We start from the raw sequence: 16,537 nt of genomic DNA, 5'->3' as shown, positions 1-16,537 counted from the left end.
GATGGCCGACCCGATCAAGCTCACCGGCACGAACGAGGAACCGGCCCCCGTCCGTCGTCTTGCGGCCGGCCGCCTGTCGGTCGAGCTCGTGTCGGGAAACCTGCGGACGATCCGCTTTGCCGGGCACGAGGTGATCCGGGCGATCTCCTACGTGGTGCGCGACCGCGACTGGGGCACCTATGCACCGCCGATCCGCAACCTCCACATCGAGGAAGCAGCGGAGAATTTCCGCGTTTCCTACGAGGCCGACTGCCAAGCGCCGGATGGCGCCCGCCTCGCCTTCTCCGCCGCGATCGAGGGCCGCGCCGACGGGACGCTGCGCTTTGCCGTGGAAGCGCTGCCCGACCGCCCCTTCGAGACCAACCGCTGCGGCTTCTGCGTCCTGCACCCGATCGAGGGCGTCGCCGGCACGCCGGCCAGCGTCGTCCACACCGACGGGCGCGTCGAGGAGGCGGAGTTTCCGAAGGCTATCGCCCCCTGGCAGCCGTTCCAGGACATGCGAGAGATCGCGCACGAGGCGGCGCCCGGCCTTCGCGTGCGTTGCCGGATGGAGGGGGACGCCTTCGAGATGGAGGACCAGCGCGCCTGGTCGGACGCGTCCTACAAGACCTATGTGCGCCCGCTCGCCCTCCCCTGGCCCTACCGGATGGACGCCGGCGTCACCGACCGGCAGTCGGTGACCCTCAGCGTCGAACTGGACGAGACGCGTTTCACGCCCGCCACTGCGGACGATACCGCGCCGATCGCGATCCGCATCGGCGAGGCGCTGGAGCACCCGATGCCCCGCTTCGGCCTCGCCGTCGCGCCGGACGAGGCGGACGCGGTGCTGGCGGCGACCGCGCGGCTGGATGAACTCCGGCCGCAGTTCCTCCTGTTCCACTTCGATCCGCTCGCCGGCCACGGGGCGGAGGCGCTCGCTGCCTTCGCGCGCATCGCGAGCCACGCCCCCGAGGCCGAGCGCTGCCTCGAACTCGTCGTGCCCGGCCGCGAAGCGCCCGCAACGGAGATCGCGGCGGCAGCAAAGCTGATCGCCGCCTCGGGCCTTGCCCCGCAGACCGTCGTCGTCGGCCCTTCCGTCGATCGGCAGTCGACGCCGCCCGGCAGCCGCTGGCCCGACTGTCCGCCGCTGGAGGAAGTCTACCGCGCCGCGCGCGAGGCCTTCCCGGGCGCGACGCTCGGCGGGGGCATGTTCAGCTACTTCACCGAGCTCAACCGCAAGCGCGTGCCGCTGGCGGATCTCGACTTCGTCACCCACGCGACCTGCCCGATCGTCCACGCCGCCGACGACCTGTCGGTGATGCAGACGCTGGAGGCGATCCCCTTCATCACTCGCTCGACGCAAGGTTTCATCGGCTCCAAGCCCTACCGCCTCGGGCCGACCACGATCGGCATGCGCCAGAACCCCTACGGCTCGCGCACGATGGCGAACCCGGACGGGCGGCGCATCGCAATGGCGAACGACGATCCGCGCGCGCGGGGCCTGTTCGGCGCGGCTTGGCTCACGGGCTATGCCGCGCGTCTGGCCGGCTCGGCCGTGGAGGCGTGGACGGGCGCGAGCCTTGCCGGAGCGCGCGGGTTGATTCTTGGCGACGGAAGCGTCACGCCGGCCTTCCACGTCGCCCAGGCCCTAGCGGCCGCCGGCGGGACCCAGCGCGTGGCACTCGATTCCAGCGACCGAAGCGCGGTCGACGGATGGGCGGCACGGACCGCAAACAGCGAAACGGTCGCCTGGCTGGCCAACCTGACCCCGAACACACGCACCGTCCGCCTGGACGCCGCCGTGTCTGGATCCGTCACGCTTCTGGACGAGGCCTCGTTCGATGCCGCGTCCCAAGGCGCGCTGCCCGAGCCCGAGACAATGGGCGCCGAGCTGACGCTGCCGCCCTTTGCCGTGGCGCGCCTTCTCCTGGACCCTCAGGTGGTCTGATGGATGTAGAGCGAGCGGGAGCGTTCGAGATGGCGGACCATGGCCGCCTCCGCCTCGTCGGGATCCCGGAGGGCGAGGGCTGCGAGAATCTCCTCGTGCTCGACGAGGGTGATGTTCTCCTTGCCTGTCCAGATCAGCATCTCGGTGTGGTACTGGCGCAGCCAGCCCAGCATGGATTCGGCGACAGCCTCGAAGATCGGATTGCCGGGAATGGCGGCGATGCGCGCGTGGAAGCGCATGTCGATGCGGATGAAGGTTTCGGGTTCGCCCAGCGCCGCCCGCTGCTGGCCCAGAAGCTCGCGCAGGGCCTCGATGTCGGCGGGCTTGGCGCGCTCGGCGGCCTGCCGCACGAGGCCGCGCTCGAAGAAGATGCGCGCCTCCTTCAGGTGGTCGAGGGCGTCGGGCGAGGTGGTCAGCATGATCTCGGCCGCCCGGTCCACCTGCCCGAACAGGGAGCGCGGCGTCAGGCTGAGCACCTTGGCGCGCTCCCCGTGCGAGATCGCCAAGAGCCCCATCCCGTTCAGCGCCTGCATGGCCTCGCGGATCGCCGGGCGACCGACGCCGAAACGCTCCATCAGCTCGCGCTCGGACGGCATCTGGTCGCCGGGCTTCAACTCGCCCGTCGTGATCATCGTCTTCAGGCGCTCGTAGACCTCCGCCGACAGCTTGCGACGAACGATCGGCTCGCTGGGATGGGCCATCAACGCTCCTCTGTCGGGAAGGGCCGGCGCGTGTGGAAGCGGGCCGACGGGCAGGCGATTGGAACTGGTATAGAGAATATACCAGCGTGGCGCCTTGGAAAGCGGCTTTCTTCGCTTCCCCGCGTCTTATCTTGCATGGGAACACGGACATGACCGACGATCGCATCGTCCTCACCTACCGGATCGAGACCCCAGGTAGCGTCGAAAAGCTGGCCACCAAGATCGCCAGCGACCAATCCACCGGAACCTTCGTGCCGCTGCCGGGCGAAACGCCCGAACTGAAGGCGCGCGTCGCCGCGCAGGTTCTCGCGATCCGGCATCTGGAGCCGACCGGCGAGCCTGCTTTCGGATCCTCGCATCCGGGACTTTCCGGCCATACGCGCTTCAACCGGGGCGAGGCGGATATCGCGTTCCCGATGGCCGCCGTCGGAACCGATCTGGCCGCCCTGATGACGATCGCCATCGGCGGCGCCTTCTCCATCGCCGGCTTCAGCGGCATCCGCATCGTTGGGCTGAAGCTGCCGGCGGCCTTCGGGGAAGCATGGCCCGGCCCCCAGTTCGGCATCGAGGGCTCCAAGCGCCTCACCGGCGTGTCGGGGCGCCCGATCATCGGCACGATCGTCAAGCCGGCGCTCGGCCTGCGCCCGGCCGAATCCGCCGAGATGGTGCGCGAACTCGTGGACGCGAGCGTCGACTTCATCAAGGACGACGAGAAGCTGATGAGCCCGTCCTATTCGCCGCTGGCCGAGCGGGTGAAGGCGATCATGCCGGTGATCCTGGATGGCGAGCAGCGGACCGGCAAGAAGGTGATGTACGCCTTCGGCATCACCGCCACCGACCCGGACGAGATGATGCGCAACCACGATCTCGTGGTGGCGGCCGGCGGCAACGCGGCGGTGATCAACATCAACTCGATCGGCATGGGCGCGATGGCCTTCCTGCGCCGGCGCTCCCAGCTCGCGCTCCACGCCCATCGCAACGGCTGGGACATCCTCACCCGCCACGGCTCGCTCGGCTTCGACTTCTCGGTCTGGTCGAAGTTCTGGCGCCTCCTCGGCGTCGACCAGTTCCAGATCAACGGCATCGCCTCGAAATACTGGGAGCCGGACGAATCCTTCCTGCGCTCCTATCATTCGCTGCGTGAGCCCTTGTTCCGCGAGGACGACCGTCCGCTTCCCGTCATCGGCTCCGGCCAGTGGGGCGGCCAGGCACCCGCGACATTCGCCGCCGTGCGCTCGACCGACCTCCTCTACCTCTGCGGCGGGGGCGTCGTCAGCCATCCGATGGGCCCGGGTGCCGGCGTTCGCGCGGTGCAACAAGCCTGGGAAGCTGCGGTGGCGGGCATCGACCTCGCCGCCCACGCCCGGACCCATCCCGAACTCGCCGCCTCGATCGAGGCCTTCGGCGGCGAAGGCGCGAAAGGAGCATGAGCACGATGACGTCCCCTCTTCTGACCTACTACGGCGACGACCTGACCGGCTCCACCGACGTCATGGAATCGCTGGCGCTCACCGGCATTTCGACGGTGCTCTTCACCGACCTGCCGACCGACCAGCAGCTGGCGCGCTTTTCGGATGCCCGTGCGATCGGCATCGCGGGCACCAGCCGTTCCGAAACCCCGGCCTGGATGGACGAGCACCTGACGCCGGTGTTCGAATGGATGAAGGCGCGCGGGTCCCGCCATTCCCACTACAAGGTCTGCTCGACCTTCGATTCTTCGGCTGCGATCGGCTCGATCGGGCGGGCCGCCGAGATCGGCCGCCGCGTCTTCGGCGACCGGCCGGTGCCGCTTGTCGTCGGCGCGCCACAGCTGAAGCGCTACACCGCCTTCGGCCAGCTCTTCGCCGCCTTCCGCGGCGAGGTGTTCCGGATCGACCGCCACCCGGTGATGAGCCGTCACCCGGTCACGCCGATGCGCGAGGCCGATCTCCGGCTCCACCTCGAAGACCAGACCGGGCTTTCGATCGCGCTTCTCGACTATCTCGCGCTGACCGGCGGGGATGCCGACGCCCGGCTGGACGCGCTCTTGGAGGGCGATCCCGGCCTCGTGCTTCTCGACGTCCTCGACGCGGCGACGCAAGCCGCGGCGGGGCGTCAGCTGGAACGTCTGTCGGACGCGGGCTGCGCGTTCAGCGTCGGCTCGTCGGGCGTCGAATACGCGCTCGCCGCCCATTGGCGCGAGACCGGACGCCTGCCCGAAGCGCCGCGCTTCGCGCCGCTCGGGCCGGCCGAGCGGATCTCGGTCGTGTCGGGAAGCTGCTCGCCGACCACCGAGCGTCAGATTCGCCACGCCGACGCCCATGGCTTCCAGGCGATCGCCTTCGACCCGCGCGCCTTCGTCGGCAACGACACGGCCGCGATCGAGGCGGTGACGCGGGCCGCGGAAGAGGCGCTGACGGACGGCCGCTCCGTCCTGATCCACACGGCAATGGGCCCCGAGAGCGATCTCGGCTCCGAGATCGCCGGCCAGGAGGGCGCGCGCCACGCGATCGGGCGCGGGCTCGGCGCGCTGCAGGCGGGTCTCGTGAAGCGCCTCGGCCTCCGCCGCGCGGTGATCGCCGGTGGCGACACGTCGAGCCATGCCCTGCGCCAGCTCGACGTCCATGCGCTGACGACCCGCCTGCCGCTGCCCGACACGCCGGGCTCGCCAGTGGCGATCGCCCACAGCGACGACCCGGCCTTCGACGGGCTGGAGATCGCGCTAAAGGGCGGCCAGGTCGGGGGCGACGACTACTTCTCGCGCATTCGCGACGGTGCCTGATTTTTTCCAACAAGGGGGACTTACGAACTTGAGCGTCCACGACCAAAGCGTCGAGCAATCGGCGATCCGCAAGATCACATGGCGGCTGGTGCCGTTCCTGGGTCTGATGTTCTTCATCAACTTCCTGGACCGCACCGCCATCAGCTTCGCGGGCCCCAACGGCATGACGGCCGATCTCGGGCTTTCCGCCGCCCAGTTCGGCTTTGCGGCCGGCATCTTCTTCGTCGGCTACATCCTTCTGGAGATCCCGAGCAACCTCGCGCTCCACAAGTACGGCGCGCGGCGCTGGCTTGCCCGCATCATGGTGAGCTGGGGCATCGTCTCGCTGCTTTTCACCTTCGTGCAGGATTCGACGCAGCTCTACTGGCTGCGCTTCCTGCTCGGCATCGCGGAGGCCGGCTTCTTTCCCGGCGCGATCCTGTTCCTCAGCCTCTTCGTGCCCTCGCGCCACCGCGCCAAGGTTCTGGCGGTGTTCTACGTCGCCCAGCCGCTGACCACGGTGGTGGGCGCGCCGCTCGCCTCCATGTTCATCGAGATGCACGGTCTCTTCGGGCTCGAGGGCTGGCGCGTGATGTTCCTCGGCGTCTCTGTTCCCGCGATCCTCATCGGCATCGTCACCTTCTTCTACCTGCCCGACCGCCCGCGCGACGCCAAGTGGCTGACGCCGGCCGAGCAGGAATGGCTGGACCGGGAACTGGCCGCAGAGCACGAGGCGAAGTCGGCCGCCGCGCCCGGCGCCGGCCACGGCCGCATGACGGGTCAGGCGCTCAAGGACGGCCGGGTCTGGACCCTGTCCCTGATCTATTTCGGCTTCATCTACGGCCTCTATGCCCTCGGGTTCTTCCTGCCGACCATCATCTCCGGCTTCGAGACCGACTTCGGCACCAAGTTCACCGTGATGCAGAAGGGCTTGATCACGGCGATCCCGTATCTGCCGGCCGCCGTCGCCCTGATCCTGTGGAGCCGCGATGCCTCGCGCCGCGGCGTGAAGCCCTGGCACATCGGCATTCCCGCACTTCTCGGCGCGATCTCGATCCCGCTCGCACTCGGCGCCGGTTCGCCTGCCTCCACGATCGCAGTCATCACGATCACCGCCTGCTCCATCTTCTCGGCCCTGCCGAACTTCTGGAGCTTCCCCGCCCGCTTTCTGACGGGCTCGGGCGCGGCGGCCGGCATCGCGCTGATCAACACGATGGGCAACGTCGCGGGCTTCGCCGCGCCCTACATCACGGGCGCGGTGCGTGACGGAACGGGCAGCTTCGGCGCGCCGATGTATGTGGTCGGCGCCTTCATGCTCCTGTCGGCGATCCTGAGCTTCCTGGTGCTTCCGCGTCTGAAGGAGCCGGGACGCCCGGCGATCCGCTGACACGACAAGGGGCGGCCTCGCGGGGCCGCCCTTTTCGTTTTCAGACCGGACATCCGTCGATCGTGGCGGCCGTCTGGATCAGCGCGAGATGGCTGAGCCCCTGCGGCATGTTGCCGAGGAAGGCGCCCGTCTTCGGGTCCACCATCTCGGTCAGGACGCCCGGCCCCTTGGCGTCCAGCGCTTCCATCACCTCGTCGAAGCGCAGGCGCGCTTCCTCGCGGTGGCCGAGAAGCGCCAGTCCTTCGATGATCCAGAAGGTGCAGGCGAGGAAGCAGCCCTCGTCGTTCTCGACGCCGTGGTAGCGGTAGTGGAAGATCCCGGAGCGCAGCTTGTCGTCCAGCGCCCGGATCGTCTTCTCCAGCCGGTCGCGCCCGTCGTAGCCGAAGCGCACGGCCAGCGCCAAGGAGGCGTCGAGCTCGTCGCGCCCCGGCACCATGACATAGGACTGGAGCCGCTCCGACCAGCAGTTGGCGTCCACCCATTCCGCGATCCGATCGCGCGAGCGCTCCCACCGGTCGCGGCAGGTGGAGGGGATGTGCCCGGCATCCGCGAGTTCCACCGCCCGGGCCAGCGCCTGCCAGGCACTGATCTTCGACATCGTGTAGTGTTCGAGTTCGGACAGCTCCCAGATGCCGGAGTCGGCCTGCCGCCAGGTTTCGGCACACTTGTCGGCGACGGACGCGAGTGTGGCGGCGCTTTGCGGATCGATGACGTTGCCGCCCGCCACGAACCGCGCCGCAGTCTCGAAGATGTCGCCGTAGATGCCGTGCTGGTGCTGCTCGGCCGCCTGGTTGCCACGCAGAACCGGGCGGCTGTCCCGGTAGCCCGGCACGTCGATCTCGCGCACCTCGTCGAGAAGTTCGCCTTCCAACGTGTAGCAGACGAGTGGGCCGTGCTCGGCCAGACGCTTGATCAGCCAAGTGAAGGCGGCCTTCGCCTCCGCCCGCGCTCCGATGCGCAGGAAGGCCTTGATCGTGTAGGAGGCGTCGCGCACCCAGGCGAAGCGGTAGTCGTAGTTCTTCGATCCGCCGATGCCCTCGGGCAGCGAGGTCGTGGCGGCGGCCGCGATCGCGCCGGTCGGAGAATAGAGAAGAAGCTTGAGCGCCAGCGCGCTGCGGATCACCGCCGGGCGATAGGAGCCGTCGAAGCGGATGCCCTCGCACCACTGCCGCCACTCGCCGTCGGTGATGTCGATGCGCGCGTCGATGACCTCCGGCTCCTCGACCACGAGCGGCTCGTCCTGGCCCGCGACGATGGCGACGATCTCGCGCTGGCCTTTGGCCATCCGAACCCGGCCGCCGATTTCGAGATCGTCCTCGCGCTCGATCGAAACCCCGTCGCTGTAGCGCAGGAGGCCGATCACCGGGCCGGCGTGGAAGGTGGTCGCGTTGGCGTTGCTGTAGAGAAACGGGCAGATCGTGTCGGCCTGCGTTCCGAACACGAACCGAAGTTCGAACGTGACCTCCCCTTCCAGCCCCTCGATCCGGCGCGCCAGTTCGCACCAGGGCAGACGCCCGCCCGAGCCGCTGTTGAGCGCTTCCACGAGGCGGGCGCGCCCGTTCGCTGTCTCATAGGTCGTTTCCAGGACGTTCGACTGCGGCCGATAGGCGCGCGTGGCGCGAAACGGCTCGGTCGGCGTCAGCGAGAAGAAGCCGCCCTTCCGTTCGGACAGGATACGGTCGAACATCGGCGCCGAGTTCATGTTGGGCACGCACCACCAGTCGATCGAGCCGTCCAGCCCGACGATGGCGACGCTGCGCCCGTCGCCGAGCGCCGCGTAGTCCTCCAGCGGCAGGGGGCCGGGACGTGTCGATTCGACCGTGGTCGGATCTTCGGCATCGTGGATCTTGTTCAGCATGCGAACTCCAACGGGTCGGGAAGAGGAGGCTTAAGGACGGTCGGCGCATCGGCCGGGCGTGCGCATCATCCGTTTCGGCGGCGCATCGGGCTGTGCACCCTGTTCGGTCGAGGCGCGATCCAGCCGCCGGATTCAGCCATCATGTAGGGCTCCGCCAGCATCGCGGCACTTTCGACAGGGCCATCGACCGGCTGCGAAAAGCCGTACCGCTGCGGGTCCACGCGTCCATTGCGAGCGTCCCGACGCGCCCGCTCGCCGGCCCAACCGCTCGTTCCCAACACATTCATCGATACCAGTCCTCGGACATAAGCTTCGCCGCCACGACCCTTCGCGCGAGACAAACGCGAGCGACCGTTCGGTGATCGGGGAATGCGTAGCCGGGCGATGAGTTTCCGCGGCAAGGAAGCGCAGTTTCACGCTTTCGTGGAAAGGTCGGATCGACCACGGATCGAGACTTGCGAGGATAGTTCGTCGTTCAGGCTTGCAATCCTTTCAACGCACAGGCATATCGGAACGATCGAAAGATGGGGGCGGCTGCCGGGCCGTGCGTCGCTCGGGCGGCGCCTGAACATCCGTTTCATCGCGATATTTGAAACATAAGCGCGCCGTGCCGGCCGCTGACGAACGCTTGCGTAGAAAGGTGTCCCATGGCGACGGGAACCGTGAAGTGGTTTAATTCCGAGAAGGGCTTCGGCTTCATCGCTCCGGACGACGGCGGCCAGGACGCTTTCGTCCACATCACCGCCGTTCAGCGTTCGGGCCTCGATGGCCTGGCCGACGGCCAGAAGGTGAGCTTCGAGCTCGTCGCCGATCGCAAGACCGGCAAGCTTGCGGCGCAGAACCTCAAGGCCCTCTGATATCCCGAAGACCCCGTCGATCCGTCGCCGGGGTTTTTATCTAAGATACGTGCCTCGCAACCCGACGCCGTGATCTTTCCAGCCTGCCGCAAGGTTTCTGACATATCGTGGTCTCAGCCCCAAGCGGTGCCGACCACGGATGAACTGGCGGCACGCCCCAGGCGGCGATCGATCGAGATCGATCCGTCCATCGACATGCGGGAACCCTGCGCCTCACCGGTCGCAGGGTTTTTGCGTTCGGGGACCTTCGAATGGTTCGCCGAGCGATCCCGTTCGTTTCCAGCGGCAAGGGCGAACGGTGCTTCAAGCCGAACGTCCACGCGGCCGATCGAACGCCTTCCTCCCCGACCCGGCGGCTTTCGGCCCGTCCTCCATCCCTCAGCCCGTCTGACCTTCACCCCCGCTGCCCACTGAAAGTTCAAAACACCGCCCAAGCCAAACAACTGGACAAAGACGGACGAATCCTGTGCAACAGTCCGCAACGCCCACAACCATCGGGCGACGCGACATTCTGGGAGGAAACATGTCGACGATCTGGAAGGGGCTTCTCGCCTCCATCGCCGTCTTGGCCGCAGCGTCCACCGCATCCGCGCAAGCCGACTATCCGACCCAGCCGATCACGATCGTCGTGCCCTTCTCCGCGGGCGGACCGACCGACACGGTGACGCGCCTCATCGCGCAGTCCATGTCGGAGGATCTGGGCCAGCAGGTCCTCGTCCAGAACGTCGGCGGCGCCGGCGGCACGCTGGGCGCCGGACAGGTCGCACAGGCCAAGCCGGACGGCTACACGCTGCTTCTCCACCATATCGGCATGTCCACGGCGCCCTCGCTCTACCGCCAGCTCGCCTTCGACCCGCTCACCGCCTTCGCCCCGATCGGCCTCGTCACCTCCGTGCCGATGACGCTCGTCTCGCGCAAGGACTTCGAGCCGACCGACGCCAAGGGTCTGATCGAATACCTCAAGGCCAACGGCGCGGACGTGACCTATGCGCATGCCGGCATCGGCTCGGCCTCGCATCTCTGCGGCATGCTCCTGCAGGAATCGCTCGGCGTCCAGATGATCACCGTCCCCTACCAGGGGGCCGCGCCCGCGATGACCGACATCGTCGGCGGCCAGGTCGACGTCCTGTGCGACCAGACCACCAACACCACCAACCAGATCAAGGCCGGCGAAGTGAAGGCCTATGCGGTGACGACGCCCGAGCGCGTCGCCTCGCTGCCCGATCTGCCGACCACGAAGGAAGTCGGCCTCGATAAGCTCGACATCGGCGTCTGGCATGGTCTCTACGCCCCCGCCGGCACCGATCCCGCGATCGTCGCCAAGCTGGAAGCGTCTCTCCAGAAAGCGCTCGCCAACGACACGGTGAAGGCGCGCTTTGCCGAACTCGGCACCGCGCCCGTTTCGGCCGCCGACGCGACGCCCGAGGCATTGCAGAACGAACTCACCTCCCAGATCGAACTCTGGCGCCCGATCATCCAGGCCGCCGGCACCTACGCCGACTGATCGGCGCCGTCACGAACGGCCGGCGCGGGAGGAGCGCCGGCCGGATCGTTTGTCACCACCATCGGGAGCGATCTCACCATGCATGCGTCTGAAGGCGTGAAGTCGCGCCGCGACCTGTTGGCCGGCTTGATCTTCGTTCTGATCGCCCTTGCCTTCGGGTGGGAAGCCACGAACTACGAACTCGGCCGCGCGGTCCGCATGGGTCCGGGCTTCATCCCCCTGACGCTCGCCATCATCCTGGCCATCCTCGGGATCCTCGTCATCATCGCCGGCTTCCGGAAGGACGAGACGGTGGAGCGGACGCCGATCCCGTGGAAGGGCATCGCGCTCATCCTCCTGGCGCTGGCGATCTTCGGCGAGTTCGGCGCGGCCTTGGGTCTCGTGCCCGTGGTCTTCGTCGGCACCGCGATCGTGGCCTTCGCTTCCGCCAAGAACTCAGCGGCCTCCTCGCTGCTGATCGCCTTGTCGATGTCCGCCCTGTGCTGGTTGGTGTTCAAGATCGGGCTCGGCATCACCCTGCCGACCTTCGGCCCCCTTCTGTCCTTCGGTTGAGGTGAGCGGCTCCATGGAACTCCTGTCCCACCTCGCCCTCGGCTTCGAAACGGCGCTGACGCCGATCAACGTCTTCTGGTGCTTCATCGGCGTGCTGCTCGGCACGCTCGTCGGCGTCCTGCCCGGCATCGGCCCGACGGCGACGATCGCCATGCTCCTGCCGATCACCTTCACCTTCTCGCCCGTCACCGCGCTCATCATGCTGTCGGGCATCTACTACGGCGCCCAGTACGGCGGATCGACGACCGCGATCCTGATCAACCTACCGGGCGAAAGTTCCTCGGCCGTTACCGCGATCGACGGCTACCAGATGGCGCGAAAAGGCCAGGCCGGAAAGGCGCTGGCGACGGCCGCGCTGGGCTCCTTCTTCGCCGGGTCGGTGGCCACCCTGCTCCTCGCGATCGCCGCCCCTCCCCTGGCAAGGGTGGCGCTTCAGTTCGGCGCGCCGGAATATTTCGCGTTGATCGTGCTCGGGCTTCTCGTGTCGATCTCGCTGGCCCACGGCTCGATCGTCAAGGCGCTGGCGATGATCGTCCTGGGGCTGCTGCTCGGCACCGTCGGCCAGGACATCTACACCGGCACGCCGCGCTTCACCTTCGGCCAGCTCGAACTCTACCAGGGCATCAACTTCGTCTCGATCGCGGTCGGCGTGTTCGGCGTCGCCGAGATCCTGCGCAACCTGGAAAACGAGACGACGCGCGAGGTGGGCGTCAAGTCGGTGGACAGCCTGTGGCTGACCAAGGCCGATTTCAAGCGCATCGCCGCGCCCGTGGTGCGGGGCACGGTGCTCGGCTCGATCCTCGGCGTCCTGCCGGGCGGCGGCCACGTCCTGTCGTCCTTCGCCTCCTATTCGATGGAAAAGAACCTCGCCCGGAACAAGGCCGAGTTCGGGCACGGCGCGATCCAGGGCGTCGCGGGCCCGGAAAGCGCCAACAACGCGGCCGCGCAGACCTCGTTCATCCCGCTCCTGACGCTCGGCATCCCCGCCCACCCGGTGATGGCGCTGATCGTCGGCGCCTTCATCCTGCAGGGGATCACGCCGGGCCCGAACGTCATCAACACCCAACCGGCCCTCTTCTGGGGCATCATCGCCTCGATGTGGATCGGCAACATCCTCCTCGTCATCCTCAACCTGCCGCTGATCGGCATCTGGGTGAAGATGCTGACGATCCCCTATCGCATCCTGTTTCCGGCCATCGTCCTGTTCGCCGCCATCGGCTGCTACTCGATCAACAACAACCCGTTCGACGTCTATGCGATCGGCGTCTTCGGCCTTCTCGGCTATGCGCTGATCCGGCTCGGCTGCGAACCGGCCCCGCTCCTTCTCGGCTTCGTTCTGGGGCCGCTTCTGGAAGAGCACCTGCGCCGGGCGATGATCATCTCGCGCGGCGACGCCACCGTGTTCCTGACGCGCCCGATCTCCGCCTCGCTTCTGGCGCTCGGCCTCCTGTGCGTCGTCTTCGCGCTCCTGCCCGCCATCCGCAACAAGCGCAAGCAAGTGTTTGTCGAGGACGATTGATCTATGCTTGACGGATCGGGCTGCCGCACGATCCTTGTCCCATGGGCATCGAGATCGAGCGCAAGTTCCTCCTGAACGGAGACGGCTGGCGGCAGGGCGCGGACGAGGGGACCATGATCCGCCAGTTCTATCTGGCGGTTCGCGAGGGTCTTTCGATCCGGGTGCGCCACCGCGAGGGGCGCCCGCCCGTGCTGACCGTCAAGACCGGCAGCGGCCCCGCGCGCGGCGAATACGAATATCCCATTCCGGAACGGGACGCGCGAGAGCTGGAAGGCGCCCGGATCGGGCATGTTGTCGAGAAGCGACGGCATCTCCATCCTCTCGGTGATGTGACGATCGAGATCGACGTCTTTTCCGGCTCGCTCTCCCCTCTCGTTCTGGCCGAAATCGAGCTGCCGGCGATTGATCATCCGGTTCCCTTGCCCGCGTGGATCGGCGCCGAGGTCAGCGCCGACAAGCGCTACACCAATGCTTCACTCGCCTTGAACGGCCCGCCCTGACGCATCCGTGCGCGCGTCTCGTCGTGGCATGCGGCAGGCTTTGCCCTAGATGAAGCGACGCAGAGATTTCGACGTTCCCAGAGGGGTGAATGGCCTACCGTTTCGATCCGCATGAGGCGGTGGACGCCGCGATCCGGCGCATTGCGCGCGAGCAGATCGATAAGGCGATCGACGACCTTTCACCGATCGACGGGGACCGGCACGAGGGTATCCACGAGGCGCGAAAGCGCCTGAAGAAGCTGCGCGGGCTGGCGCGCTTGGCTGTGCGCGCAACCCCCGAGTTCGCGGCGCGCGAAAATGCCCGCTTTCGGGACGCCGGCCGCACCCTGTCGGGCGTGCGCGACCGGACGGCGCTGATCGAGGCGTTGGACGGGCTGGCCGAGCGCTTCGAAAATGAAGGCGCGGCGGCGTCCTTCGCCGCGGCGCGCGCGGCTCTCGAGCGCAAGCGAGAGGAGGCCATCGAAGCGATGGGGTCGGAGGACGCGATCGCGGCGGCGGCCATCGGGCATCTGAAGGACGCGCGCTCGCGCCTGGACCGCTTCGTGCTGCCGGGCGGCTCTAAGCGAAACCAGCGCTTCCTGGTGGAGGCGATGGGCGCCAACTACCGGCGTGCCCGCCGCGATCTCAAGCTTGCCATTCGCAGCAAGCGCGCCGAGGATTTTCACGATCTGCGCAAGCGCATCAAGTATCTCGGTATGCATCTGAAGCTCTTCGAAGCGCTCTGGCCAAGTGTTCTCATCCCTTGGCGTGAAGAAGCCGACCGGGCCGCCGACGCGCTCGGCCGCGACCACGACTACGCGGTTCTGCGCGCCGAGATGGCGGCGGATCCCTTGTCCTTCGGACCGAAGGGCGATCTCGGCGGGGTTCTCGCCCTTCTCGTTCGCCACCAGGGCGAGTTGCGGGAGGAGGCGCGCGAGCGCTGCGCCCGCCTCCTCGCCGTCCGCCCGAAGGCGTTCGAGCGCTGGATCGGGACCCTATGGCGTCTGGCGGCCCGGCCGGAATGACGGGGCTGGGATCGCCGGGCGTCCTGGCCTATCCATCGACGATCCATCCTCAGGGTTCTCCAGGGCCCGCCGATCGAAGATGCCGGACGTGAAGCAGACTTCCTCGCCTGAGCGCGGCCACGGCCTTGCGCGTGTCCTTTCCAAGCTCGGCCACTGCTCGCGCTCGCAGGCCGAGGTGCTGGTGCGCGAGGGGCGCGTGACGCTGGACGGGCGCACGGTGCGCGATCCCGAACATCGCACCTATCCCTCGCGTGCCGCGATCGCGGTGGACGGGCAGGCCGTCCGGGCGCAGGCGCCCGTTCATCTGATGCTCAACAAGCCGCGCGGGCTGGTGACGACACGCGACGACCCGGAAGGGCGCGAGACGATCTATGCCTGCCTCGAAGGCCTCGCCCTGCCCCATGTCTCGCCGATCGGCCGGCTGGACAAGGCGAGCGAAGGGCTGCTCCTTCTCACCAACGACACGGCGTTCGCCCAGCGCCTCCTCGACCCCGCCTCGCACATGCCCAAGACCTATCACGTGCAGGTCGACCGGCGCGTGGGCGACGACCTCCTCGCTCGCATCGGCGAAGGCGTCGAGGACCGGGGCGAGCGCCTCGACGTGCGCTCGGTCCGCACCTTGCGCGAGGGCGCGCGCAATGCCTGGCTGGAAGTGGTGCTGGAGGAAGGGCGCAACCGGCATATCCGGCGCCTTCTCGCCGCCTTCGACATCGAGACCCTGCGCCTCGTGCGCGTGGCGATCGGCGCGCTCGAACTCGGCGATCTCGCCAAGGGCGCGGTTCGCCCGCTGGACCCCAGCGAAATCGCGCGGCTGGACCCTTCCCGGTGACGCTGGAGCTTTCGCCGGCCCAAGCCCGCCGCGTGGCGCTCGCCGCGCAAGGGTTCGGAACGCGGCGCCCCGAAAGCGTCGGTGCGGGGCATTTCCGGCGCAATCTCGACCGGCTCGCGCTCCACCAGATCGACAGCGTCAACGTCGTCGCTCGCGCGCACTACCTGCCGGCCTTTTCGCGCCTGGGCGCCTACGACACGGCGCTTCTCGACCGCGACGCCTGGGGCCGCCCCTCGCAGCGCCGCTTGTTCGAATACTGGGCGCACGAAGCCTCGCTCCTGCCCTTGTCGCTCCACCCTGCGCTGCGCTGGCGCATGGCGCGCGCTGACCGGGGCGAGGCCGGCTACGCGCAGATGCGCGCCTTCGCCGGCCCGCGCCGAGCGGAGGCGATGCAGCTTCTCCAGCGCATCCGGGACGACGGCCCCTTGTCCGCCTCCGATCTTGACCGGGGGCGTACCGGCTGGTGGGAATGGTCCGAGCCCAAGCGCATGCTGGAATGGCTCTTCTATGCCGGCCACGTGACGACGCGAACGCGCTGGCGCGGCTTCGAGCGCGTCTACGACTTGACCGAGCGCGTCATCCCGGCTGCAATCCTGGCCGAGCCGGCGCTGGACGAGGCGGCGGCGCATCGCCTGCTCGTGGAACGCGCCGCCCGGGCGCTAGGTGTCGCGACTGCGATCGAGCTTCGCGACTATTTCCGCCTCGGGCCGGCGGAAGGGCGGCGGGCAATCGCCGAACTCGCGGAAGAGGGCGTCCTGCGACCCGTCGCGATCCCCGGCTGGCCGGCCGCCTTTCTCCATCGCGACGCCCGCCTTCCCCGTCGGATCGAGGCGCTGGCGCTTCTCGCCCCCTTCGACCCGCTCGTTTGGGAGCGCGCCCGAACCGAGCGCCTGTTCGGCTTCCGCTACCGGATCGAGATCTACGTGCCGGCCCCGCTCCGCCAGCACGGCTACTATGTCCTGCCCTTCCTGATGGGCGACCGGCTGGTGGCGCGCGTCGATCTGAAAAGCGACCGGCAGGCCGGCGCGCTTCTGGTCCACGCCGTTCATATCGAACCCGGTGCCCCGGCCGACGCGGCGGAAGCCCTACGGCTTGAGCTCGCGCTCCTCGCTCGATGGCTTGGCCTCGGCGAGGTTCGCGGCTTCGATCCCTGATGGCC

General features: G+C 68.2%; 14 protein-coding genes. 12 read left to right on the top strand and 2 right to left on the bottom strand.

What is annotated here, in order from left to right; all coding sequences use genetic code 11:
* Position 1: 1 nt before the first annotated feature.
* A complete protein-coding gene (locus H7A85_RS17810; protein WP_182087314.1) occupies positions 2-1,927 on the top strand; it encodes a hypothetical protein in 1,926 nt (641 codons plus the stop codon).
* On the opposite strand, the gene H7A85_RS17805 is transcribed toward H7A85_RS17810, so the two are convergent.
* Positions 1,915-2,628 carry a transcriptional regulator NanR gene (locus tag H7A85_RS17805; protein ID WP_182087313.1) on the bottom strand — a complete coding sequence of 238 codons (714 nt, stop codon included), beginning with the start codon at positions 2,626-2,628 and terminating at the stop codon, positions 1,915-1,917. The two genes, H7A85_RS17810 and H7A85_RS17805, sit on opposite strands and share 13 nt — an antisense overlap.
* A 149-nt stretch (positions 2,629-2,777) precedes the next feature.
* On the opposite strand from H7A85_RS17805, the gene oiaX reads away from it, so the two are divergent.
* The 3 genes from oiaX to H7A85_RS17790 are packed head-to-tail and all read left to right on the top strand — an operon-like array spanning position 2,778 to position 6,755.
* The gene (gene oiaX / locus H7A85_RS17800) at positions 2,778-4,058 is read left to right on the top strand and encodes a 3-oxo-isoapionate-4-phosphate decarboxylase OiaX (RefSeq protein ID WP_182087312.1); all 1,281 of its coding nucleotides are present in this window, start codon (positions 2,778-2,780) and stop codon (positions 4,056-4,058) included.
* A gap of 5 nt (positions 4,059-4,063) precedes the next feature.
* Positions 4,064-5,389 (top strand): four-carbon acid sugar kinase family protein, encoded by a 1,326-nt coding sequence (locus H7A85_RS17795; protein WP_182087311.1) that lies wholly within the window; start codon positions 4,064-4,066, stop codon positions 5,387-5,389.
* A gap of 28 nt (positions 5,390-5,417) precedes the next feature.
* Complete coding sequence (locus H7A85_RS17790) at positions 5,418-6,755, top strand: MFS transporter (protein ID WP_244631263.1); 1,338 nt, start codon at positions 5,418-5,420, stop codon at positions 6,753-6,755.
* A 40-nt stretch (positions 6,756-6,795) separates the two neighbouring features.
* Here H7A85_RS17790 and H7A85_RS17785 read toward each other — a convergent pair whose 3' ends face one another.
* Positions 6,796-8,613, bottom strand: a complete 1,818-nt coding sequence (locus tag H7A85_RS17785; protein ID WP_182087310.1) for a glycoside hydrolase family 15 protein — start codon at positions 8,611-8,613, stop codon at positions 6,796-6,798.
* Between the two features lie 647 nt (positions 8,614-9,260).
* Between H7A85_RS17785 and H7A85_RS17780 the strand changes: the two genes are divergently transcribed.
* From H7A85_RS17780 to H7A85_RS17745, 8 genes are all read left to right on the top strand, one after another.
* Complete coding sequence (locus tag H7A85_RS17780; RefSeq protein ID WP_119541566.1) at positions 9,261-9,470, top strand: cold-shock protein; 210 nt, start codon at positions 9,261-9,263, stop codon at positions 9,468-9,470.
* A gap of 523 nt (positions 9,471-9,993) precedes the next feature.
* The gene (locus tag H7A85_RS17775; protein ID WP_182087309.1) at positions 9,994-10,974 is read left to right on the top strand and encodes a tripartite tricarboxylate transporter substrate-binding protein; all 981 of its coding nucleotides are present in this window, start codon (positions 9,994-9,996) and stop codon (positions 10,972-10,974) included.
* Between the two features lie 78 nt (positions 10,975-11,052).
* Complete coding sequence (locus H7A85_RS17770; RefSeq protein WP_182087308.1) at positions 11,053-11,526, top strand: tripartite tricarboxylate transporter TctB family protein; 474 nt, start codon at positions 11,053-11,055, stop codon at positions 11,524-11,526.
* Positions 11,527-11,539: 13 nt separating this feature from the next.
* A complete protein-coding gene (locus H7A85_RS17765) occupies positions 11,540-13,045 on the top strand; it encodes a tripartite tricarboxylate transporter permease (protein ID WP_182087307.1) in 1,506 nt (501 codons plus the stop codon).
* Between the two features lie 41 nt (positions 13,046-13,086).
* On the top strand, positions 13,087-13,545 hold the full coding sequence (locus H7A85_RS17760; RefSeq protein ID WP_182087306.1) for a CYTH domain-containing protein: 459 nt from the start codon (positions 13,087-13,089) through the stop codon (positions 13,543-13,545).
* A gap of 89 nt (positions 13,546-13,634) precedes the next feature.
* Positions 13,635-14,549 (top strand): CHAD domain-containing protein, encoded by a 915-nt coding sequence (locus H7A85_RS17755; RefSeq protein WP_182087305.1) that lies wholly within the window; start codon positions 13,635-13,637, stop codon positions 14,547-14,549.
* A gap of 88 nt (positions 14,550-14,637) precedes the next feature.
* Positions 14,638-15,378, top strand: a complete 741-nt coding sequence (locus H7A85_RS17750) for a pseudouridine synthase (protein WP_244631262.1) — start codon at positions 14,638-14,640, stop codon at positions 15,376-15,378.
* Complete coding sequence (locus H7A85_RS17745; protein ID WP_182087303.1) at positions 15,375-16,532, top strand: crosslink repair DNA glycosylase YcaQ family protein; 1,158 nt, start codon at positions 15,375-15,377, stop codon at positions 16,530-16,532. Before H7A85_RS17750 ends, H7A85_RS17745 begins: the two co-directional genes overlap by 4 nt.
* Positions 16,533-16,537: the final 5 nt, after the last annotated feature.

The organism is Aureimonas sp. ME7 (assembly GCF_903970965.1).
GTDB lineage: Bacteria > Pseudomonadota > Alphaproteobacteria > Rhizobiales > Rhizobiaceae > Aureimonas.
This window is presented reverse-complemented; position numbering and strand designations above follow the sequence as displayed.